Annotated in this window: 18 protein-coding genes; 7 read left to right on the forward strand and 11 right to left on the reverse strand. The window is 55.8% G+C overall.

The genetic code is table 11. From position 1 onward, the window contains the following. Window positions 1–46: 46 nt before the first annotated feature. Entirely contained in the window at window positions 47–436 is a 390-nt protein-coding gene (locus RRF56_RS00865) for a YidH family protein (protein WP_317033516.1), read from the reverse strand. Between the two features lie 165 nt (window positions 437–601). Between RRF56_RS00865 and RRF56_RS00870 the strand changes: the two genes are divergently transcribed. Further along, window positions 602–994 carry a YidH family protein gene (locus tag RRF56_RS00870; RefSeq protein ID WP_317033517.1) on the forward strand — a complete coding sequence of 131 codons (393 nt, stop codon included), beginning with the start codon at window positions 602–604 and terminating at the stop codon, window positions 992–994. Window positions 995–1088: 94 nt separating this feature from the next. On the opposite strand, the gene RRF56_RS00875 is transcribed toward RRF56_RS00870, so the two are convergent. The 8 genes from RRF56_RS00875 to RRF56_RS00910 form a co-directional block, all read right to left on the reverse strand. After that, a complete protein-coding gene (locus tag RRF56_RS00875) occupies window positions 1089–1460 on the reverse strand; it encodes a YidH family protein (protein WP_317033518.1) in 372 nt (123 codons plus the stop codon). 8 nt (window positions 1461–1468) lie between these two features. After that, a complete protein-coding gene (locus RRF56_RS00880; protein WP_317033519.1) occupies window positions 1469–1927 on the reverse strand; it encodes a DUF1622 domain-containing protein in 459 nt (152 codons plus the stop codon). Window positions 1928–1930: 3 nt separating this feature from the next. After that, the gene (locus tag RRF56_RS00885; protein WP_317033520.1) at window positions 1931–3397 is read right to left on the reverse strand and encodes an MFS transporter; all 1467 of its coding nucleotides are present in this window, start codon (window positions 3395–3397) and stop codon (window positions 1931–1933) included. Continuing rightward, window positions 3394–3969 (reverse strand): YqhA family protein, encoded by a 576-nt coding sequence (locus RRF56_RS00890; RefSeq protein WP_317033521.1) that lies wholly within the window; start codon window positions 3967–3969, stop codon window positions 3394–3396. Before RRF56_RS00890 ends, RRF56_RS00885 begins: the two co-directional genes overlap by 4 nt. A gap of 94 nt (window positions 3970–4063) precedes the next feature. Beyond that, window positions 4064–4747 (reverse strand): hypothetical protein, encoded by a 684-nt coding sequence (locus tag RRF56_RS00895; protein WP_317033522.1) that lies wholly within the window; start codon window positions 4745–4747, stop codon window positions 4064–4066. Window positions 4748–4912: 165 nt separating this feature from the next. Next, window positions 4913–6598 (reverse strand): arylsulfatase, encoded by a 1686-nt coding sequence (locus tag RRF56_RS00900; RefSeq protein WP_317033523.1) that lies wholly within the window; start codon window positions 6596–6598, stop codon window positions 4913–4915. 205 nt (window positions 6599–6803) lie between these two features. Next, window positions 6804–8729 (reverse strand): bifunctional UDP-sugar hydrolase/5'-nucleotidase, encoded by a 1926-nt coding sequence (locus RRF56_RS00905; protein WP_317033524.1) that lies wholly within the window; start codon window positions 8727–8729, stop codon window positions 6804–6806. 76 nt (window positions 8730–8805) lie between these two features. Continuing rightward, window positions 8806–11169, reverse strand: coding sequence for an arylsulfatase (locus tag RRF56_RS00910; RefSeq protein ID WP_317033525.1), 2364 nt, complete (start codon window positions 11167–11169; stop codon window positions 8806–8808). Window positions 11170–11238: 69 nt separating this feature from the next. Here RRF56_RS00910 and RRF56_RS00915 point away from each other — a divergent pair, with 69 nt between their 5' ends. After that, complete coding sequence (locus tag RRF56_RS00915) at window positions 11239–11889, forward strand: Uma2 family endonuclease (protein ID WP_317033526.1); 651 nt, start codon at window positions 11239–11241, stop codon at window positions 11887–11889. Window positions 11890–11938: 49 nt separating this feature from the next. Here the strand turns inward: RRF56_RS00915 and RRF56_RS00920 are convergent, their stop codons facing one another. After that, the gene (locus RRF56_RS00920; RefSeq protein ID WP_317033527.1) at window positions 11939–14224 is read right to left on the reverse strand and encodes an arylsulfatase; all 2286 of its coding nucleotides are present in this window, start codon (window positions 14222–14224) and stop codon (window positions 11939–11941) included. Window positions 14225–14881: 657 nt separating this feature from the next. Between RRF56_RS00920 and RRF56_RS00925 the strand changes: the two genes are divergently transcribed. Then, the gene (locus tag RRF56_RS00925; RefSeq protein ID WP_317033528.1) at window positions 14882–16000 is read left to right on the forward strand and encodes a DUF362 domain-containing protein; all 1119 of its coding nucleotides are present in this window, start codon (window positions 14882–14884) and stop codon (window positions 15998–16000) included. Window positions 16001–16111: 111 nt separating this feature from the next. On the opposite strand, the gene RRF56_RS00930 is transcribed toward RRF56_RS00925, so the two are convergent. Next, entirely contained in the window at window positions 16112–16543 is a 432-nt protein-coding gene (locus tag RRF56_RS00930; protein WP_317033529.1) for a hypothetical protein, read from the reverse strand. A gap of 532 nt (window positions 16544–17075) precedes the next feature. On the opposite strand from RRF56_RS00930, the gene RRF56_RS00935 reads away from it, so the two are divergent. The 4 genes from RRF56_RS00935 (at window position 17076) to RRF56_RS00950 (ending at window position 20894) form a co-directional block, all read left to right on the forward strand. Beyond that, entirely contained in the window at window positions 17076–18032 is a 957-nt protein-coding gene (locus RRF56_RS00935) for a helix-turn-helix transcriptional regulator (protein WP_317033530.1), read from the forward strand. A 500-nt stretch (window positions 18033–18532) separates the two neighbouring features. Next, window positions 18533–19912 carry a hypothetical protein gene (locus RRF56_RS00940; protein ID WP_317033531.1) on the forward strand — a complete coding sequence of 460 codons (1380 nt, stop codon included), beginning with the start codon at window positions 18533–18535 and terminating at the stop codon, window positions 19910–19912. Between the two features lie 32 nt (window positions 19913–19944). Next, a complete protein-coding gene (locus RRF56_RS00945; protein ID WP_317033532.1) occupies window positions 19945–20493 on the forward strand; it encodes a hypothetical protein in 549 nt (182 codons plus the stop codon). Window positions 20494–20561: 68 nt separating this feature from the next. Next, a complete protein-coding gene (locus RRF56_RS00950; RefSeq protein ID WP_317033533.1) occupies window positions 20562–20894 on the forward strand; it encodes a hypothetical protein in 333 nt (110 codons plus the stop codon). Window positions 20895–21277: the final 383 nt, after the last annotated feature.

Below are 21277 nucleotides of genomic sequence, written 5' to 3' on the forward strand. Positions count from 1 at the left end.
TGAAGGGGTGGATGAGCTGTAGGGGCAGACCTGTGTGTCTGCCCCCTTAGGTGATCAAGGGGCTGATCAGCACGCCGAGGAAGGCGATCGCCCCTAGCCCGGTAAGAATGTACGCCACCACCAGGGAGGGGGATTGGCGAGATTGGTAAACCAGGTCGTTGCGCTGGATGCGTTTGAGCTGGCGCTGGTGATCGAGGGCGGCGAACAGCATGGCAAAGGTGCCTAGGGCCACAAAGGATAGGCCCAAAATGCGCGACAGCCGCAGCGGGTTAACGGCATCGCCCAGGGCTTGGTAGATGGCGGCCACAATGCGCTCAATCCCAAAGCCAAAACCAATCAGCGCCAGGGACGTGCGAATCCAGGCCATTAGGGTGCGTTCTTCGGCGGCGCGGTTGCGTTCTTTGGCGAGTTCGGTGGCGGGGTTGGGTTGGGTCATGGGGTGGATGGGTGATGGGTGGTAGGGGCAGACCCATGTGTCTGCCCTCGGGGTATGGGGAAAATGGGGTTTCGGGTTTTGGGTAGAGAGAAAAGGGGCTATTTTTAGAGTGAATGGGGGTATAACTGTGTCATCTAATCACCTGTAAGTGAAATGACGGATTCGATGCCTCAAAAATCGATTAATACGACTAATGAATTGGCAAAGGAGCGCAATCGGGCGGCGGCGGAACGTACCATCAATTCCTGGTTGGGAATTTGCCTGAGCTTGATCGGTTTTGGGGTTGCCTTTGACCAAATTTTTCGAAGTTTGCGGCGGCGATTTCCTAATCTGGAACCGGCTATAACTAAGGAGACGGCTACGCTGATTGGGATGGGATTTGTGGGGTTGGGGCTGGTGTTGTTGGGCATTGCCTTAATTCAACATCGGTTAGCCGTAAAAAGTATTGAGCGGCCCGATTATTTAATGCTGTCGGTGGGGGCCTTGAACCGGGTGGTGGTGGTCGGCATTGTGCTCTTGGGGCTGGCTGGTCTGGTGACCACGTTGTTTTTGATCTAAAGGTGCTCGATGCAGGCTGATTGTCGGGAAAGCCCATACTCTCTAGTGGTGGGCAGTGCCCACCCTACAACTGGATCATGGCAGCACCTCATGGTTATAGTTTTAGCCCCAGCCAAAGGAAGGCCAGGGTGCCTACGACCAGCACCGCCAGGCCGGTGGTGCCACCTAAGGTTGGACGGGGGGTATAGCGATATACCGGTGCCCGCAGCCGTTGCAGTTCTCCCTGGTAGTCGCGGATGGCGAGCGCCAGGGTGATAACGCCCAGGCCCACCAGCAGCAGGCTGAGGCCGTAGGCCCAGAGGTCGATAAAGCGACCAACTGGGGCGATGGCGCTGACAACTTGATCAATCCCTACCCCGATGCCGATCAGGGTGAGACTGCTGCGCACAAAGGACAGCAGGGAGCGATCGGCGGCCAGGTGGTTGCGATCGCGGGCGAGTTCGTCTTGGGGGTTGAAATCAGGCATTAGACCGATCAGGGGTGAGAAGAATGGGGTTTAGCATCATCCTGAGGAATTTCCATAAATTCTGTGGGGCTGTCTAGCAAAAACAGTGGGGGGTAGTTGTGGGCGATCGCCCGTTCTCGAAACTCCAATTGGGCCTCAATTTCTTTATTTAAAAAGTAGTTTAAAAAGGTCCGAATCACCGCGATCACCGAGAGGCGAATGAGGGCTTCGTTGGTGGGTGCGATCGCAGTGCTCAAAATATCCGCCCCTAGCTGAAATTCTAGGGCCAGGGCCAGCCAAAGGCCAAATTTCAGCCGGATTTGAATAAAGGGCAGCACCACCCGCTGGCGGTGTCTCAGGATTTTGATCGCCAGTCGGGCCGTGGCAAAGATGCCCGTAAAAATGCAGAGCACCCCCAGCAATTCCAGCAGGGTTTCCCCAAGGGTGGCCAGGGTAAAGGAAACGCTTTCAAGGGCATCTAGCAGCATGGTCTAACCTCCTTGGGAGGGTGGGGTGAGGGATAGCGATCGCTCCCAGTCCTGCACCGCCTCTAGAGATTGGCCCGTGGTTTCAATTCGGAAGCGGTAGGTAAGCACTGCCGCCAGCCCACAGATCACCGCCAACCCCACCAACAAGGGCGAAATCCCGCAGGATTTGGCCACAATGGGCAGCACAAAGGTGCCCAGCACCGCCCCCGCCTTGGCAAAGGCCGCCGCAAACCCGGCCCCCGTGGCCCGCAGGTGAGTCGGAAACACCTCTCCCGACAGCAAAAAGGTGGTGGCATTGGGGCCAGCGTTCATCATCAGGTTAAACACTACAAACCCAGCCAACACCAGCCCTGTTGCGGCCCCCTGATCTGGCGAGACTAACCCCGAAGCGGCCAGCAGCAATAGCCCCACTGCCATGCCCCCAAAGCCGATGATTTGAAGGCGAATGCGCCCCAGGCGATCCACCAGAGCCACGGCACAGAGAAACCCGACGATCAAAAACCCATCCACCAGCGCCGCCCCTTTGGCCGCATTCATCTCCTGCACCATGAAATTAGTTTCCGTAGACAGGGCCAGCATGGCGATAATGGCCGGGGTGAAAATGCCGATGCCGTAGGTGGCAATATCTTGCAAAAACCAGGGCAGGGAGGCCAGCAGCGTACTGCGCCGATGGAGCGGGGTAAACAGCGTGGCCAGGGTTGTGGGCTCGGTCTCTGGAGGCGGTTCACCCTCAGCTGTAATGACGATCGCGTCTCCCAAAAGCTGGCTGGCGGCTGTCGAAGCCTTGTCATACTCACCCCGGCTAATGTAGTACCGGGGGCTTTCTAGCTGAACGCTCAGCCGCACCACCGCCACTAGAATCGCCAAGAGTACCCCTACTCCTAGCATCCAGCGCCAGGCATACTGCACCGCCAGCGGTTCTGGATCGGGATAGAACACCTGGTACAGAGATATGACCACCACTCCGGTGAGCGCTCCCAGCATGGCCCCCACCGCCTGAAAGGTAAAGGCTCCGATCACCAATCGTCCCCGGTAGCGGGCGGGGACATTTTCGGTGATGTAGGCGACGCTGATCGGGTAGTCGGCCCCGATCGCCACCCCCACCAAAAAGCGAAACGCAATCAGTGAAGCGACATTCCAGGCCAGGGCCGTGCCTGCCGTCGCCACCACAAACAGCAGTACATCGACAATCAGCATCGGCTTGCGCCCCACCCGGTCAGTAATTGGCCCCAGGGTGAGCGACCCCACTAGGGATCCGACCACCGCCGCCGTAGCCACTGCCCCAACGGTAGTGGCATCCAGACCAAAATCCCGTTTTAGGAAGGGAAGGGCGATCCCAATGACAAAGAAATCAAACCCGTCTAGAGCAATCAGCCCCGCCGAGAGCACCCAGAGCAACGCCATAGCGCGAGTAAGCGGGGAGTTATCCAACCGCTGTTCAAAGGAACCGGGAGATACCATCGCGGTCATGGGTCGGACTCCTTTCGCTTAGCCGTATCAGTACCTTCAAATTGCAGCAGGCGGGTACTGGCGGCCAGGGCCAAAATCGAGAGAGGAATCACCAAATAGGTCCATTCCAAGCCCCGAAACGACAGTCGCTCCAGCAGTCCTTTCACAAAAACCACCGTCAGCAGCACGATTAGCACCTCCATCAAGGTCTTTTTTAAGGTGCTGATGCCCCCCAGCTTCGTCCAAGTACCCGAATCAGTATCAGTTTTTTCAAGCTGAATAAACAGTGAATAAATTCCATAGGCGAAGTATAAAAATGCGAGTCCGACCAGAAAGCTATCCAGACATTCCAATAGCTCAAGCGTGGCCAATTCGGTGGTGGAAATACGGCTCCCCTCTACCATCGATTCCTCGGCGTTGATCACTAGCAATACCGCCTTCAGGGTATTGACGGTGCCAATCCAAAACATCAGCAACGCCCCGATTAGAGAGGAGATAACGGCCAGTACGCTCACAAAGCGAGTCCAGCGAATGGCCATGACCAATCGAGGCATTGGTGTAGCGGGCTGAGGAACAGGGTAAGGGTCGGGCATAGATGGATTGAGGTTAATGGTCTGTCAATTTGTAGGTTGGGTGGCGCGATCGCAGAACCCAACAAAACCTACGGCCACCGATGGGCTTGCTCTACTAGCCCTGGGTCAGATTGTCGGAGCGGTGGGTGTAGCTTTTCGTCAGAATATGGAGGCTGACCAGCAGCACCCACAGGGGGAACAGCAGCATGACCCAGCCCAGGCTGTTGATGTAGCCAATTCTAAGCAGCATGATGGCGGCAAACCCAAAGCCCAACCAGGCCGTCCAGCGGGGAATAACCCCTGTACGCAGAAACAGGGTGCAGCTAGAAATCATAAACACCCCGGCCATGCGAATGCTGTAGGTGCTGAGGGTTTCGCGGGCGATGAGGCGGCCTAGGTCGTAGACAGCGGGCAGATCGGCTTCGGGGAGGCGGTTGGTGAGCAAAATCAGGCTGCCGGTCACCGCTGAACTAACAAACAGCATGGCCACAAACAGCAGGCCGCTGCCCAAAAACACCGTGGCAAAGAATTGGTCTTCCCGCTCCCCCAGCACGTCGCGCACCACCCCCATAAACCACAGAAAGGCAATGCCGGCAAAGGGCACCAGGTTCAGGGCCAGCAGCACGGCGGGCACTTGGCTCAGCAGCCAGTTCTCATTGTCCAGGGGAGTGGGTGGGGTCGCCACCAAAATCAGCACCGAACTGATGATGAGCAAAACCGAAAACAAAATACCAGCGATGGCAGCAGACTTGGGGGCTCTTAGGCGAGTGCGGGGGGGAAGAGGGGTATCTGAGGTCATGGGGGGAGTGTTGGGATGAATGGCCATCATGGAGGTAGCCAAGATCCCAAGGGGCGGCCAAGATCCCAGGGTTCTTCCTGCGCAGTGGTGCCATGGTTTATGGCTGGGCAAAGAACCCTGGGATCTCTCTTGAGTCTGGGATCTCTTTTTTATGGAACCTCCCGGTTAGCTGCTGCCGGGGGGGATGGATTGCAGTTGCTCTAGCGCCTGATCCACCGTGAAGCTGGCGGCCTTTTGGCGGGGGGGATATTGCTTGAAGGTAGACAGGAATTCGGCCACCTTGCCCTGGGCAGGCACCAGCAGGAAGATGTGATCCAACATCCAGTCCCAGTAGGTGTTTGAGGTTAGGGTGGCCCGTTCGTAGGGGTCCGTCCTCAGGTTAAAGATGTAGGGAAAGCGCAGGGGCCGAAATTCTCGCTGCCAGACATCCAGGGTACCCGGGGCATCTTGCACCTTGAAGTGCAGCTTCCAGTTGTCGTAGCGCATAGCCAGCAGGTCGCCGTCGTCTGAGAAATAGAAGAACTCCTGCCGGGGGCTTTCAGGGGTTTGCCCTGTCAGGTAGGGCAAAGCATTATAGCCGTCTAGATGCACCTTGAAATTTCTGCCAGCGGCCTTGTAGCCGGTGAGGAGTTTGTCTTTTACCTCTGGGGCTCCGGCGGCGGCGAGGAAGGTAGGCATCCAATCTAGGTGAGACATGATGTCGTTAGAGACGGTGCCGGGTTCGATGTGCCCAGGCCAGCGCACCATGGCCGGAATCCGAAAAGCTCCTTCCCAACCGGAGTTTTTCTCGTTGCGGAAGGGGGTCATGGCGGCATCGGGCCAGGAGTTCATGTGGGGGCCGTTGTCGGTGCTGTAGAAGACCAGGGTGTTTTCGGCCAGGCCCAGTTCATCCAATGCATCGAGAATTTGGCCCACGTTTTGGTCGTGGTCAACCATCACGTCGTGGTAGGGCGATTGCCAGCGTCCGGCCTGCCCCACGCTTTCGGCCTTGGGGTGGGTGCGGAAGTGCATGTGGGTAAAGTTCGTCCACAGGAAGAAGGGCTGTCCCGCTTCCGCCTGCTTTTTCAGGTAGCCTACGGAGCGATCGGCGATGTCGTCGTCGATGGTTTCCATCCGCTTTTTGGTCAGCGGGCCGGTGTCTTCAATGCGGCCATCGGCGAAGGTGTGCAGCACCCCACGGGGGCCAAACCGCTTGGCAAAGTTAGGAAAATCTTCGGGGCTGGGGTAGTCGGGCAGTTCTGGCTCCTCCTCGGCATTGAGGTGGTAGAGGTTGCCGTAGAACTCATCAAAGCCGTGGTTGGTGGGCAAAAATTCGTCCTTGTCACCCAGGTGGTTTTTGCCAAACTGGGCGGTGGCGTAGCCCTGGGCCTTGAGCATTTCGGCAATGGTGGGGTCTTCGGGCCGCAGACCCAAATCCGATCCGGGCAGGCCCACTTTGCTCATGCCCGTGCGAAACACGCTTTGCCCCGTAATGAAGGCGGCGCGTCCGGCGGTGCAGCTCTGTTCGCCGTAATAGTCGGTGAAGAGCACGCCTTCCTGGGCGATGCGATCGATATTGGGGGTGTGAAAGCCCATCAGCCCTTTGCTGTAGGCACTGATGTCGCTCTGGCCAATGTCGTCTCCCCAGATCACCACGATGTTGGGCTTGCTGGGGGCCGTTGGAACTGCCGCAGCGGGGGCCGTGTTAGCTGAGGAAAAGGGGGCTGCGATCGCATGACCTGTCCCCAACCCTAGCCAGGTGGAAGGGGCCAGTACCAGAGTTAACGCCAATGCACCAGCGACGAAGCGAGTCAGAATGTGAGGGGGGCAAACGCCCCCCCTGGGCCAATCCTGAAGCCAAGGATTACTCATAGGATTGATCTCTCCATGGTGCTCAAATTAACGATATTGAACGGATTGTAAGCTGAGCGTTTCAGCGCCACTATTCAAAAAATGCAAGTTAATTGCACCCCCAAAATAAAGCTCTATGGCTGGCCTAGAATGAGCTTTATTTTGGTCAATGGCTACTTGATTCAGCGTCACCGTGGCCTCGGCTTAGGGCTAACCGACATATTTTTTAACAGGTCTTAATGGCTCGTACTTCCCTGGCCCGCGCATCTTTGACCAAGACAGAAATACCGTCTGGATTTTTATGGGGCAGGCTTACCAAGTAATCCATAATCGCCTGCCACTCTTTAATTTCTCGGCTCGCCGCATCGATCGCCGCCAGGTCGATATTTAGATGCGCCGTAGTGGGTAAGACGTAGGGACTGGTCGATTCTCTGGGGTCAACGATGGCTTCATCCTTGCGGGTCAGGGGGCTACCATCGACCTTTTTGGGCTGGAGGGGCAACGCGCCTTTACTGAGCTGAGGAATATAAACCAGAATCGAGCCGAGGTACAAACTGGTGGCGAAGCTATAGAGGGTTGAGGCGGCTAGGTCGAGGGGTGCGTAACCGTCGTCCAGATTGCCCAGTTCTAGGCCGGTGACTTGGTCAAATCGGGGGCGGCTGGGGTCGTAGTAAAACCGCAGGCCCGACGTTCTGGGGTAATATTCGCCGGGATGGTTGGGGTCATCAATCAAGAGAAATTCCAGAATATTTTTCAGCTCTGCCGCCGTGAAATAGCCCTTGACCATGGCACTCCCAGCAGTAGGGTCCACAATGCCGTTGCCCAGGGGAGCCATGGCAAAGACGTCATACACCGTTTGCACTCCGGTTTTACCTTTTTTCAGTCCGGCGCGGATCGCACCATTGGCCGTGAAGGCAATTTGGCTATTAGTGGCAAGGCGCAGGGCGTCCGTCACCACGTTGGCCAGGGGCGTCCCCGATTCAATATCGGTGTAGTCCATGGGCCAGTCTTCGGCGATCACCACCAGGGGTTGGGTGGTGGTATAGCCACGGGGGGCAAAGGTGATCTCTCCGGCCTGCTGGAGGAAGCTTTCTACCCTGGCCTGAATGGCAGAATCGCCCTGAATGTGGTCATCCACGGGAATCAGCCGATAGGACTCCACCGTCACTTGGCCATCCTCTAGGCTGAGCACCAGTTCGCCCAGGTGTTCGCCATACTTGCCGGCCTGCACCACGGGGCGGTGATCGACTAAGAGTGGCTGCCGCAATTCACTATGGGTATGGCCGCCAATCACCACATCTAATTCTGGTATAGCTGCGAGCAGGTTCAGGTCTTCCCCCTGGCCAAATTGCCCATCGGGACGTTTAACCACGCCACCGTGGCTGAGGGCGATCGCCACATCGACCTGTTCCTCCTGCTTCAGCCGTTGCACCGCTGCCTTGGCCGTTGCGATCGGGTCGCCCAAGGCCACCTCGCCAACATCGGCGGCGTATTTGAACGCGTCGTAGCCAATGATGCCCACCAGGCCAAACCGCAGGCCACCCCGCTCAATCACCCGGTAGGGCTGAAGCACTCCCCGCTGGGCCATTTCCTGGAGGTCAGCCAAGCGTTCAGACTCCGCACTGACATCGCTATTCGTCACCACAATGGCCGGGATATCGCCAGTCTCAGCCGCTCGCTTGATCACCTGCCCCAGGCCATCTGGCCCCAGGTCAAACTCGTGGTTTCCAAAGGTGGTGGCGTCGTAGCCCATGTTTGCCATCAGTTGCAGTTCGGCCCCCAGTTCGCGACAGGCGGCGGCCACAGCAGTGCCCATGCTAAAGTCCCCCGCATCCAGCACCAGCACGGGGCCGAGGCGCTCTAGTTCAGCCTTGCGCTGGGTAATTAATGCCCCTAGGCGGGCATAGCCACCCCTGGTTTGGTCATCCCCCAAACTCAAAGGCGTGTAGTCTCGCAACGGCCCCACCCCAACCACATTAGAGTGCATGTCGTTGGTGTGGAGAATGGAGAAAACCTGTTTACCTGGGGTGTCCGCCAGGGCCTCTGGAGCATCTTTGGGGTCATCTTTTGGGGCACTGAACGAAAGCATGGCAGGTGCTACAGCCAGAGAGGTTTTCAAAAAGGTGCGGCGATTGAGGTCAGGACTTTGCATCGGGCTCAAACCTAAGGGGATGTTAATTCGACATCCCCCAAACCAGGCGCTAGGGCTGGTCTGGGGGGAGTGAGGGCTAGTTCAGGTCAATGGCCACCTCATCAAGCTTGCCGGTGAAGGCAAAGGGCATTTCGTAGGTCTCGGTGACGGGCGTTCCGGTGTCGAAGCCAATATCCAGGGTTTCGTCGATGGTGAAGCGGTTGGGAATGCTCTTTTCGACCCGGCCCTGGCCGATTTTTTTGTTGTTGGCATACAGCGTCACCATGGCCCCGGCGAAGGGCTGGGCGGCATCGGTCTTGTAGTCCGCCTTGAGGACGACCTTGCCAGTGGGCAGGCGAGTACTCGACTCGACCTCGTAGCGGTCAACCCCCGCCAAGTTGTAGTGGTAGAACAGCTTGCCGTCCTTCACAAACAGTCCGTAGCCGGAGAATCGTCCCCCCAGCGTCACCAGCATCCCCTCTGCGCCCTGGGACGGAATTTCCACATTGGCGGTGATGGTGTGGTTGCGGTACTTGAGATCCGGGGCCGATCCCTCCGGCAGGCGCATCCCACGAGGATAGGCAAAGTGGGTGCGTCCGGCGGTAAGGCTGGGGCGATTGGCCACATTCAGGCGGGCGGTTCTGCGTCCATCCAGGGGCAGCACGTTGTACCGAGCCGCTTCGGCGTAGAACAAATCCTTCATCTCCCGGAGCTTGTCGGGCATCTGGTCAGCTAAATCCACCGCCTGGGTAAAGTCTTCGTCAATGTGGTAAAGCTCCCAGTCCAAATTCAGCAGGTCTTTGTCGGCGGGGGGCTCGGACACCCAGGGCTCAGACCACAGGGCGCTGGCCATCCAGCCGTCGCTATAGATGCCCTGATTGCCCGCCATCTCAAAGTATTGGGTGGTGTGGCGCGTAGGCGCTTTACCGTCCTCAAAGGTGTAGACCAGGCTAGTGCCTTCGATGGGTTTTTGGGTCATGCCGTTCACCTGTACGGGTTGGGGAATCCCCACCGCTTCCAGAATCGTCGGCGCAATGTCGATTACATGGCTGAACTGAAAGCGCTTGCCACCCTTGTCTTTGATGCCCGCCGGCCAGGCCATGGCCAAGCCGTTGCGGGTGCCGCCAAAGTGGGAGGCAATTTGCTTCGTCCACTGGAAGGGGCTATCCATGGCCCAGGCCCAGGCGGAGGGGAAGTGGTTGTAGTACTTTGGCCCACCCAGGTCGTCAATGGCGGCGACCTTAGCCTCCAGGTTTTCGGGCAGGCCGTTGAAGAAGGTCATCTCGTTCAGCAGGCCATTAAAGCCCCCCTCGGCGCTGGAGCCGTTGTCCCCAGCGATGTAGATCACCAGGGTGTTGTCCAGTTCGCCAATTTGGTCGATGGCCTCCACTACGCGCCCCACTTCATGGTCTACATGGGCGGTGAACCCGGCAAACACCTCCATCATCCGGGCATAGACCCGCTGCTCCTCCGGGGAGAGAGAATCCCAAGCTGCCAGCGCTGTCGGTCGGGGTGTGAGCTGAGCATCGGCGGGAATCACGCCCAGCTTTTTCTGCCGCTGGAAGGTGTCTTCGCGATACTGATCCCAGCCCATGTCAAACTGGCCTTTGAATTTGTCGATCCAGGCCTGGGGAGCCTGGTGGGGGGCATGGGTGGCCCCAGGAGCCAGGTACACCAGGAAGGGCTTCTCGGGAGAAACCGCATTCACCTGGCGAATGTAGTTAATGGCGTGGTCGGCGAGGTCGGTGCTGAGGTGGTAGGGGGTGCCGTCGGCATTGGCTTCGGGCGGCTCGATGCGGGTGGTGTTTTCCACCAGGGCGGGGTGGAACTGGTCGGTGTCGCCGCCCACAAAGCCATAGAAGTAGTCGAAACCCAGCCCCTGGGGCCAGCGGTCAAACGGCCCCGCCATGCTGCTTTCCCAGTCGGGCACGTTGTGGTTTTTGCCAAACCAGGCGGTGGCATAGCCGTAGGCCTGCAAAATCTGGGCAAAGGTGCCCGCATTGTCAGGAATCACGCCGGTATAGCCCGGAAAGCCGGTTCCCGCCTCGGTAATCACGCCGTTGCCCACGGAATGGTGGTTGCGTCCGGTCAGCAGGGCCGCCCGCGTGGGGGAACAGAGGGCCGTGGTGTGGAACTGGGTAAATTGCAGCCCGCTCTTTACCACCCGATCCATCGTCGGGGTGGGGATGCTGCCGCCGAAGCTGCTGAACTGCCCAAAACCCACGTCGTCAATCAGCACCAGCAGCACGTTGGGGGCATTTTCAATGCCGAAGGTGCTGGGCAGCTTGAGCTGACTTTTAACGGGTTCCGAGGTTTGATAGGTGAGCCCAATTTTGCCGGAAAAGGGCTGAATCGGATGGGGCAAAATCTCCTGGGCCAGGGCGGGGGGTACGGCGGATTGCAGTGCGATCGCCATTATTGCTACCCAAGCCAGGGTGAATTTCCAGAGGCGTTTGAACATAGTTACCTCGTAAACATGAGATTTAAACGTCGGTCTTAGAATGGTTGAAAGCGGATGGGGTTAAGCACGATGGTCTTTCTGGACAATTTGAACGATTTGGCAAGCCGGATAGCCCTGGATGACCCCGAAGAGCGACGGGTGCTAAGTCGGGTGTCGTGGCCACAGTACGAGGCCCTGCTGGCGGATATGGGGGATAGTTCGGCCTATCGGGTGCATTTTTTAGATGGAGTGTTAGAAATCTTGGCTCCCAGTCGTAACCATGAAGTTGGAAAAACCAAGCTTGGTCAATTGCTGGAACTCTATTTTTTGGAAACCGAAACGGAGTACTTCCCGATGGGTTCCACGACGCTGAAAAAGCCAGAACGACAGGCAGGCGGCGAACCGGATGAAAGCTACTGCATTGGCACAGACAAAGAATTTCCCGATTTGGCGATTGAGGTGATTGTGACCAGCGGCAGCATCAATCGCCTGGAGCTGTACCGACGGCTGGGGGTACGAGAGGTGTGGTTCTGGCAGAAGAATCGTCTTTCCCTGTATCACCAGCGAGAGGAAACCCCGCCTCAATTTGCTGATACCGCTGGCTATGCAGCCATTCAAGAAAGCGAAGTGTTGCCCGATCTGGATCTGGAGTTGCTGACCCGCTGCCTGCAAACCCCGAACCCGTTAGCGGCGGCAAAAGCTTTTCGGCAAGGACTGAAAGACCAGAGGAAAGATGCCTGATGGCTAGATCCCAGGGTTCTTGAAGAACCCTGGGATCTTTGAGGTGAAACTACTTAATGTCGAGCACCACCTTCTCAACGACCCCGGTAAAGGCGAAGGGGGGCTGGTAGGACGGGCTGACGGGGGATTGTAAGTCCTTGCCAAAATCCATCGCCTCGACCCCAAAGCGGCCTGCCACCGTCTTCGGAATCTTGCCCTGGCCCACCTTGCGGTTGTTGACGTACAGCGTGCCGGTGCCGCCTTTTCCTGGCCCGCCGCCATCGTAGGCGAAGTCAAACCGGACATGCACTTGGCCCGTGGGCAGTAGCGTGGAGGCGGTGATGGAGGTGCGCTCTAGGTCAAACCAGTTGTAGTCGTAGGTCAGTTTGTTGTCCTTGACGTAGAGGCTAAAGCCGCTCGTGACGCCGCCTTCAGAGAAAATCACCCCTTCTGCGCCCTGGGGCGGAATCATCAGATCGGCATCGATGGTGTGGGACGCATTTTTGGTGCTGGGGGCGCTGCCCTCGGGGATGGAGGGCATGTTGCCTGCAAACTCGATGTGCTTGCGCCCGGTGAAGAAGCCCGGACGCAGGGTGACATCGGCCCGCTCGGCAATGCGATCATCCAGCGGAAACACGTTGTACTTCTCGGCTTCTGCGAGGAACAAATCCTGAAGTTCCTTGAGTTTTTCCGGTTGTTCAGCGGAGAGATCCTTGGCCTGGGTGAAGTCCTGAGTCAGGTCAAACAGTTCCCACTTATCGGTGTCAAAGGGCACGGTTCCTGCCGTAACCCAGGGCAGGCGGTTGTGGAAAGCCGAGGCCATCAGGCCGTCTTTGTAGAGGGCGCGATGCCCCAACATCTCGAAGTATTGGGTTTCGTGACGTCCGGGAGTGGAGGCGGCACCGCGATCGAAGGTGTAGACCAGGCTGGTGCCTTCTATGGGCTTTTGCGGGATGCCGTTATAGATATCTGGCTCTGGAATGCCAGCGGCTTCCAGGATGGTGGGGGCAATGTCAATCACGTGGCTAAACTGCGATCGCAAACCACCCTTTTCTTTAATTTTTGCGGGCCAGGCGATTACCATACCGTTGCGAATGCCCCCCAGGTAGGAGGCCACCTGTTTTGTCCAGCGGAAGGGGCTATCCATGGCCCAGGCCCAGCTCACCGCATAGTGGGGGGAGGTTTCGGGGCCACCCCAACTGTCGTAGCAGCGGCGATTGTCCTCCATGGTCAAGTTGAGCCCATTGAGGTTGAGGATTTCGTTGCAGGTGCCAATCAGGCTGCCCTCGGCGCTGGCTCCGTTGTCGCCGTTGATGTAGATCACCAGGGTGTTGTCCAGTTCGCCCAGGTCGGCAATGGCGTCTACCACCCGGCCAATTTCGTAGTCGGTGTAGTCGAGGAACCCGGCATAGGTTTCCATCTGGCGAGCCAGAATTTTCTGGTCTTCGGGGCTAAAGCTGTCCCAGGCGGGCATCTGTTCGGGGCGGGGAGTGAGCTGGGCGCTGGCGGGAATCACGCCCAGCTTTTTCTGCCGCTCAAAGGTTTCTTCCCGCAGTTTGTCCCAGCCCTGGTCAAACTGGCCTTTGTACTTGGCCACGTATTCGGCGGGGGGCTGGTGGGGGGCATGGACAGCCCCAGGGGCAAAGTAGGCGAAGAAGGGGCGATCGGGGGCCGTGGTTTTGGCCTGCTTAATCCAGCCGATGGTTTTGTCGGCCAGATCATGGGTGAGGTTATAGCCCTCCTCCGGCAGGGGCAAGGTTTCGACCAGGGTTTGGTTCTCGTACAGGGTGGGATACCACTGGTCGGTTTCGCCGCCGATGAAGCCATAGAAATAGTCAAAGCCAAGCCCGTTGGGCCAGCGATCGAAGGGGCCGACGCTGGTGGTTTGGTTGTCGGGCACATTGTGGTTTTTGCCAAACCAGGCGGTGCTGTAGCCGTTGCGCTGGAGGATTTGCCCAATGGTGGCGGTGCTCTGGGGGATCAGCCCGGTATAGCCAGGGTAAGCCGTGGCCAGTTCCTGAATGGTGCCTGACCCCACCGAGTGGTGGTTGCGCCCGGTGAGGATAGCGGCGCGGGTGGGCGAACACAGGGCCGTCGTATGAAAAGTGTTGTAGCGTAACCCGTTGGCCGCTAATCGATCAAAGGTGGGGGTGGCAATGGGGCCACCAAAGGTGCTGGCTGAGCCAAAGCCAGCATCGTCAATCAGCACCAGCAACACGTTGGGAGCCCCATCGGAGGCTTTTTCGGCCTGCAACAGGGCAGTATCTGGCTGAGAATCTTGGTAGGTGACGCCAATGTGACCTTGGAAGACTGGCTCAGGACGGGGGAGTTTTTCCTGAGCTAGGGCTGGGGGCACAGCGACTTGGAAGACAAGGGCGACGATTATCGTCCAAGTTAGGATAAACGGTCTAATCCAAGAAAGCATGACTCACTTCACTAGTACAGACAACGTACAGAGAAAACAGCTAGAGCGATGATGTTATTTCCCTAGGGCAAGACTCAACAACACCCCAGTACGAAATCCTATTGATCGTAGGTTTGATGCCTCAGTACCACTATTCAAAAAATGCAAGTTTAGGTAGTCTGCGGATTAAGTTTTTAGCGCCGCTATTCAAAAAACGCAATTTTTTTGGGTCCCTACTTTACTTTCCTTCGGTGGTGCTTTATACGTTGAGTGAGCATGTCTAACTACACACCACTCTGGGGCCATCCCTTACTGCGCCGTGCTTTGAGTGCGATTGCGTACTAAACGGATGGCTTTTCTCTCAACCCTTTCTCTAAAAGATGCCTGGAGTGCTGTATTGGTGAACGGCATCCGTGTGTCGATCCACTCAGGTCCCAGGAACTTTTATGGCCTATTACTCGAAGGTGGAAATAAGTTTGCTATTCCTAAAAAGCAGAATCCTTAGCTTTCCTTTCTGTCTTCTGCCTTTATACTTCTGCCTTCTTTTACTAGGCAATTGGCCTTAAATGTCCTGGATGAATATTAATGCGCGATTCTATGGGAGGCCTGATGAATCTCAAACTTGGACAGCGCGAAACCGTGAGCTTGACCTCCGTGCACCGCGATCCCTCACCTCAAGAGATGGATCAAGCGATTCGCGAAGCCACCTTTGCTGCTGACGCCCTTGACTGGCTTCAACCCCGTGACACCGTATTCATCAAGCCGGTGCTGAACTCAGGCAAGCCCTACCCGTCTACGACTAGCCCTCTAGCCATCGCCAGTATGGTTCGTCTACTGAGAGAAAAGGGTGCAGGGCGGGTGATTGTGGGCGACATGAGCGGAGTTGGCCACCTCGATCAGCGCCCGGAGGGGTGTAAAGGCAGCAGCCGCGAGCTGGCTAAGAGTGCAGGGCTACTGGATATCGTTCTAGAGGCCGGGGCGGAGTGGGCTTTCTTCGAAGAGGCAGGCTGGGACAGCTTCTATACCGAACAGCCCGCCCCCGGCTCCCACTGGCGAGAAGGCATCACGCTCCCCAACGTGCTGCGGGAGGTAGATCACATTGTGTCTATGCCCCGCTGTAGCCGCCACGCCCTGCTGGGCAATACCCTCGGGCTCAAGTCTGTGGTGGGCTACATGCGCTACGACACTCGCCTGGAGTACCATCACGCGGCCAAGTCCATCCAAGAAAAAACTGCCGAGGCCAACACCGTTCCTACCCTTTTACAAAAGCAGCGCCTGGTCATCACCGCCGCCGACAAAGTGCTGGCCACCTTTGGCCCAGACCTGGGTCATGTGATTGCACCACCCCGAGGGTTGGTCATTGCCTCCCGTTCCGTGGTCGCCCATGACATGGTCTCCCTGGCCTGGCTGATTGGGCATTGGCGTCAGGTCCCTTGGCGCAACAAACTAGCGTTGAGCGACCCCAGCAGCAACAAAATCGTCGCCAATCTGGCCAACCGCGTGGTAGCCGGTATGTTGGGCGGTTGGAAGTGGGGCTTCAGTGCCGAGGGTATGGAGCATTCAAAGCGACCGGATATCTGGCGCGATCGTACCCTGCAACGTGCCTTTGAACTCATGGGCGGTGTCCCAGCCATCCAATTGCAACCCACCCAGTCCGGCCTTTCGCCACAGCTTCTAGCCGAGTTGGCCGATCTCGTCGCGTTGCCCGCAGCTACACGAGCGGCTTAAGGAATCAGCATTGAATAAAACCGATTTGAACTCACCCCGGCCTCCGTCCGCCCTCGGGAGGGCGGACAGTTTCCTTCAGATCCTCGTCTTTTCAGGATCAGGCAAAATGGCCTACGAGTTACTCTCTGGCTCAGAGAGAATGGACGGGAACGCAATCTCTGGATCAGGAAACATAGATCGCTGCTCGATCCAGTAGCCAATCGTCCATAGCGAAACGAAGGAATCCACGATCAACACCGGAAAGTAGCCGTAGGTGCTGGGGTTAGCAAACCCACGCGAGGCCCCATAGAGCACCACCATCCAGGCTTTCTCTACAAAGGAGTAAAAGACAACTGGTGCACGCCAGGATTTTTTGAAGGCGGCCACGACCATGACTACCCCCATAAAGCCGACCATGACGCCCCAGTGGTAGTAAAAGAAATAGTGCCCTTGATCGAAATAGTTCGTTGCAAAGGTTTCGTCGTAGGGGAGTCTCAATATGTTCACGATCGCCCAGCTTGGTGCGATCGCATAGATAAAGCAAGACGCCGTAGCCGATCCCATAACGAAGAGCATCTTGGACAGGTGTCGGGTAAAAAACACGGCAAAATCCCTTAGATGAATTAAGTAGGATACGATGACTTAGCAGGGCAGCACCCTACTATTTAAAATCTTGACTTTTAAGCTCCTAAGATCATACACTCAACCTAGACTGCGCAGTCTCTACTCATAAGAATAAAGCAATACAAACAGCAATGTATTTACGTTTAGAAAACACAAATCTTATCGTTTTTTTAGCCAAAATGCTGCCAATTGACACCACGGCAACGGTTTTAAGGCGATAGCTTCGGCACTAGGACTTGCTGAATTGAGACGCCAATTTCGTTTTCTCATACATTCATCCTATGGTTTCGTGCTAAGTCAAAGACATGACTCTATTAACTAGCCAACCTAACTAGCTCAATAATTTCGCTCCAGCTAACAGGGATGTTGTCGCCAGTAAGACTATAGCCATTACCATGGCAAGGTAAGGTAAGGGATGAACGCACAGGCTTTAAACCGAAATACTGTTAAACACCCCACCTCTAATCAATCGGTGGCTGAAAGCCCCAAATACTTAGAGCTCACCTTCAACGATGTCGATCACTTTGGCGAGGTGCTCGCCGCCAGCGGGCTACAGCTGACCCAGCTAAGTCAGGGCGCGTTCCAGGGTCATTTGGCCTCCTGGGCAGTGAGCCCAGGCCTAAATGTGACCCGGCAGCAGGCCAGCCAATCACTTCAAGTAATAAGCGACCAGCGCCCCGATCACCTCGTTTTTGTATTGCCCCTAAAAACACCGTCGCTGCCAGCTTTTGCCCGCGATCGGCCGCTGGTGGCCAACGCAATTTTTGGCTTTGATATTGAACGCCCTATCCACCTGATTACCTCCCCAACCGGTCAAGATCAGTGTCAAATCGACGTTTCCAAGGCGCTGTTTCAGCACTATGCCACCCTCGCCCATCGCTATGATTTAGACAAGGCCTTCTTTCAACTCAATATGGTGGTTCCCACCATTGATCGCTTCTCCCCCCTCTGCGCCTATCTCCACCAACTCTTCCAAGCCGGAGCAGATCGGGTCTGGTGCCATACCCCAAAGGCCACAACCCTGTTGGAGCAGGACTTGATGCCGCTGCTGATTGACGCCTTGCCTCCTCCCAATCAAGCCGATGCCCCCCGCCCCTATCGCCGTGCAGCCCTCGTAGCTGCGGCCAAAGCCTACATCATGGTCCATCTCGACCAACCCTTGACCCTGGCAGAGATTTGCCAAGCGGTTTATGCCAGTGAGCGATCGCTCCACTATGGGTTCCAAGAAATGCTGGGAATGGGGCCAATGGCCTTTGTCAAAGTGCAACGCCTCCACGGTATCCGCCGCGCCTTGCTCTACGCCGACCCCAAACCCGAAACCGTTGCTCACATTGCTCACCAGTGGGGGTTCTTTAGCCTGGGCCACTTTTCTAGAAATTACAAACAGTTATTTGGCGAATCGCCGTCTCAAACGTTACAGCGACGGTAAAGCACTATTGCACCAGACGTTGATACGTTATGCGGGCGCTAACGCATCCTATTAACAATTAAGTTGCTTTCCTTGCCAAGGATAAGGGTTCTTTCGATGACAAAATTGACGGTGCATGAACCACTAGAATATATGCTCCTTGCTCCACGATCCCAATATAAATCAAAGATTCCAAGGCCACTATTCAAAAAGTGCAAGTTTTGCTTTGCTCTGTTTTTCTGGCATCTATTTTGCCGGTCTTGCCTTAATATCAGTACTACGTTCATCAATATAGCGCTCTGGTTCACCTTGTTTGCCCAAATTAGTTTCCTTTGTCAACATCCACTTAAGATACTTCCAGGAAAGAAGATGACCAGCTTCAACCCAGCGACTGTAGCTGCTGTAGTGGGCACTGCCCACCGTTTGGGAAACTGTTTTTCAGAAGTTGCCTGATTAGTTGCTTATGGAGTCAACTCCCCATGCTGTCTGGCTCTATCGTTTATCTAAACAAACAAGTCTCAATGACCCCTGATGCTTCGAAGGAATTTCCTGGTAGGCAAAACCCAATTCTTGGCGGTAAAGCCCATTCTATTTTGAGATCAAGTTACTGGCTGGCGGCGCTGGTTCTGAGTTTGGCCAGTTCTCCAGTGGCTAATGCGGCTCCTTCCCTCAGTGAAGACAGGGGTAAACCCAATGCCATGGGTTTGGTAAAAACGGAGATTCCCAAAACACCAAAGCCTTACCCCGCCAATTTTCCGGCATTGACGGCTGAGGGGCTAGAGGAGTCTCAGATTCAGCAGCCAACCTTAAACTCTGGTGCAGAATCTCCAGCGGTGCCGCCTGAAGCCCATCCATTACAAAACGAAAACCTGAGGACAGATGCAGCTGATTTAAGGCTTGAAACCTTTGAGGTTTCAGTCTCCGATTCACCGACAAGCCCTGCCCTGTCTACAGATGCTACAGGTTCAGAGATAGAGCTTGGCTTCCCTGGTTCTGCCCAGGGGGAAGGGTTCTTGGGCGTAGATCCGGCAGCTCTGTCTCTAGGGGAAGGAGCCGCTGCCGACAGGTTCTCTGGTGCTGTTGCCCAGGCAGATCTGATCACCCAAACTGCCGGTTCAACCGATGACATTCCCTGGCGGTTTAGCTTTGAACCGTTTGTCTACCTACCCTTTAGCGCCAACGGTAATGTCACCGTCAGGAGTATCACCGCACCTATTAATGCCGGTATTGGAGATATTTTCAGTTCCATTGTCAATGACCTCAACTTTGCCGCCTTTGGTCGGGTTGAAGCCTGGAAAGGCACCTGGGGCATGTTTTTTAGTGGAGCCTACGTGAACATGGGCACGGGGCGATCGGCAAACATCCCGCTGCCTCCGGTCCTGCAGCAAGCTGGGTTGCCCCCTCAGGTCTCTATTGCGGCGGCGGCTGGTGCGTCTTTTGTTCAGCTTGATCTAGGGGGTGCCTACCGGTTTGGGGATGGTAATTTGCCTGTGGCCCTCAGAACCGCCGACACCGAGTTTGACCTGGGGCCGTTTATCTTTGATGCCCTGGCCGGAGTGCGGCTCTATAGCTTCAACAACAAGCTGGTGCTGACCGGCGATCTGGGCAATCGGTTTGAGTTTGGCCAGTCACAGACTGTGGTCGAACCCATGATTGGTGGGCGGGCTCGCTGGAATCTATCCCCCAACCTGGCGGCGTTAGTCGGCACCAGCATGTCTGGCTTCAGCCTCGGAAACTTAACCTTTTCCGTTGCGGGCTATGCCGGCATCGACTGGTTGTTTTCAGGAAATACCTCACTGCTAGCCTCCTATGGGTTCACCTACATAGATTACAGCAGCAACAATTCTGGCCTTGACCTGTTTACCCACGGCCCCAACATCGGGGTTAAGTTCAGATTTTAGTAAGTTTTGTTTCACTGATGGAGATCATAAGTATGAAGTCAAAGTTTCTTGTCTATCCTGCTTTGGCTTTTTGTCTGGCGACAGCAATTCCTGTTTCTGTAAAGGCGATGCCAGTTGCCCTCCCAACAGAAGTTGCACAGGCTACGGCCCCTCTGACAGAAGCGAATATTCAGGCTGTCATTAACCTGCTACAAGCTGCACGCAACAACCGAGATGTAGAGGGGACACTTGAGTTGATGGCACCCTTTGCGGTAACGGTCGTAACGGTCGAGGCCGGAAATGGTCTCTCAACGATTACCACTCACCTGGAAGGGGTGGATGCCCACCGCCAAATGCTGGAACAATCCTTCAATCAGGTTCAGACTCGGGAAAGCCTGAGGAATTACGTGACGATTGACATCATTGACGATAATTTTGGCATCGCCAAAATTTATCAGATGGAAAACTTTGAAACCTCAGAAGGGGAAGCCTGGATAGCGGCCAGCCAGACCGTGCTGCGCTTGGGCCGAGTCGATGGCCAGGTGCTGGTCACATCCGCGACCGTCGATGGCTGGATTGCGGCCCGTCCTTCCCAGAACTGATCACCAAGCAGGGTTTCAAGGCTGGTAATGGTTTGAACTTTCAAGTGTGAAATGACGAGGACAATACTATGAAACGATCGATAGCTCTTGGTTTATCTGTTTTTACCGCGTTCGCATCTTTAGCCCCCACTGCCACCGTTGCTCAGGCGAGCTTTGGCAACTTTATGCTGGGGGTGGGCGCAGCCGCAGGGACAAGTGCAGTCATCAATTCCAATCGCAGAGCAACTGAAGCAGAGCGACGAGCTACAGAGGCTGAGCGTCAGCAACCCGTATCCTCTGAAGAGGAGTTCTTTCGCGGACTTCAGAATGCCCTGAATGGTCTGCCCTACGACAATTTTCGTACAACTACTTATTATGACGAAGGCTTCCAAGAAGGTGTGCGACGTACGCAAGAGCGATAAAAGCCTTTTATGATCCCCTTAGAGGCAGATTGCAAACTAAGACCAGATTGCACGAAGCGTTACTACAGCTATAGCCACTCAGGTTAGGAAAAAGCCGTCATTTCCGAGCAGAGCCTGCCTCCGCGAAGGCGTGGGGCGGGAATCCACTAGCTCGTCACTGATCTCAAATGGATTCCCATTTTCACGGGAATGACAGACAGGGATCGTTGCAAGCAAAGGTTCTAATGATGTCGGCTATAGCTATACAATCCTGCTTATGCCAATCGGCTATAAGAATGAGAATAAATCAGAAAATGAAAAGCTTGTTTAGAAGCTTTATCTTATTAAAATGATTGGACTCATATTTTTTATAGTCGCTCTTTGTGGGCTTATTAACTTCTTCA

Source organism: Nodosilinea sp. E11 (assembly GCF_032813545.1).
Classification (GTDB): domain Bacteria; phylum Cyanobacteriota; class Cyanobacteriia; order Phormidesmidales; family Phormidesmidaceae; genus Nodosilinea.

Excerpts from the sequence above, each read along its gene's own strand:
- RRF56_RS00865 (WP_317033516.1), bottom strand. The coding sequence starts at position 436 with ATGACCCAACCCAACCCCGCCACCGAACTCGCCAAAGAACGCAACCGC.
- RRF56_RS00880 (WP_317033519.1), bottom strand. The coding sequence starts at position 1,927 with ATGCTGCTAGATGCCCTTGAAAGCGTTTCCTTTACCCTGGCCACCCTT.
- RRF56_RS00945 (WP_317033532.1), top strand. The coding sequence starts at position 19,945 with ATGAAGTCAAAGTTTCTTGTCTATCCTGCTTTGGCTTTTTGTCTGGCG.
- RRF56_RS00900 (WP_317033523.1), bottom strand. The coding sequence starts at position 6,598 with ATGAGTAATCCTTGGCTTCAGGATTGGCCCAGGGGGGGCGTTTGCCCC.
- RRF56_RS00930 (WP_317033529.1), bottom strand. The coding sequence starts at position 16,543 with ATGGGATCGGCTACGGCGTCTTGCTTTATCTATGCGATCGCACCAAGC.
- RRF56_RS00875 (WP_317033518.1), bottom strand. The coding sequence starts at position 1,460 with ATGCCTGATTTCAACCCCCAAGACGAACTCGCCCGCGATCGCAACCAC.
- RRF56_RS00915 (WP_317033526.1), top strand. The coding sequence starts at position 11,239 with ATGGTCTTTCTGGACAATTTGAACGATTTGGCAAGCCGGATAGCCCTG.
- RRF56_RS00950 (WP_317033533.1), top strand. The coding sequence starts at position 20,562 with ATGAAACGATCGATAGCTCTTGGTTTATCTGTTTTTACCGCGTTCGCA.
- RRF56_RS00895 (WP_317033522.1), bottom strand. The coding sequence starts at position 4,747 with ATGACCTCAGATACCCCTCTTCCCCCCCGCACTCGCCTAAGAGCCCCC.
- RRF56_RS00910 (WP_317033525.1), bottom strand. The coding sequence starts at position 11,169 with ATGTTCAAACGCCTCTGGAAATTCACCCTGGCTTGGGTAGCAATAATG.
- RRF56_RS00925 (WP_317033528.1), top strand. The coding sequence starts at position 14,882 with ATGAATCTCAAACTTGGACAGCGCGAAACCGTGAGCTTGACCTCCGTG.
- RRF56_RS00890 (WP_317033521.1), bottom strand. The coding sequence starts at position 3,969 with ATGCCCGACCCTTACCCTGTTCCTCAGCCCGCTACACCAATGCCTCGA.
- RRF56_RS00870 (WP_317033517.1), top strand. The coding sequence starts at position 602 with ATGCCTCAAAAATCGATTAATACGACTAATGAATTGGCAAAGGAGCGC.
- RRF56_RS00885 (WP_317033520.1), bottom strand. The coding sequence starts at position 3,397 with ATGACCGCGATGGTATCTCCCGGTTCCTTTGAACAGCGGTTGGATAAC.
- RRF56_RS00940 (WP_317033531.1), top strand. The coding sequence starts at position 18,533 with ATGACCCCTGATGCTTCGAAGGAATTTCCTGGTAGGCAAAACCCAATT.
- RRF56_RS00905 (WP_317033524.1), bottom strand. The coding sequence starts at position 8,729 with ATGCAAAGTCCTGACCTCAATCGCCGCACCTTTTTGAAAACCTCTCTG.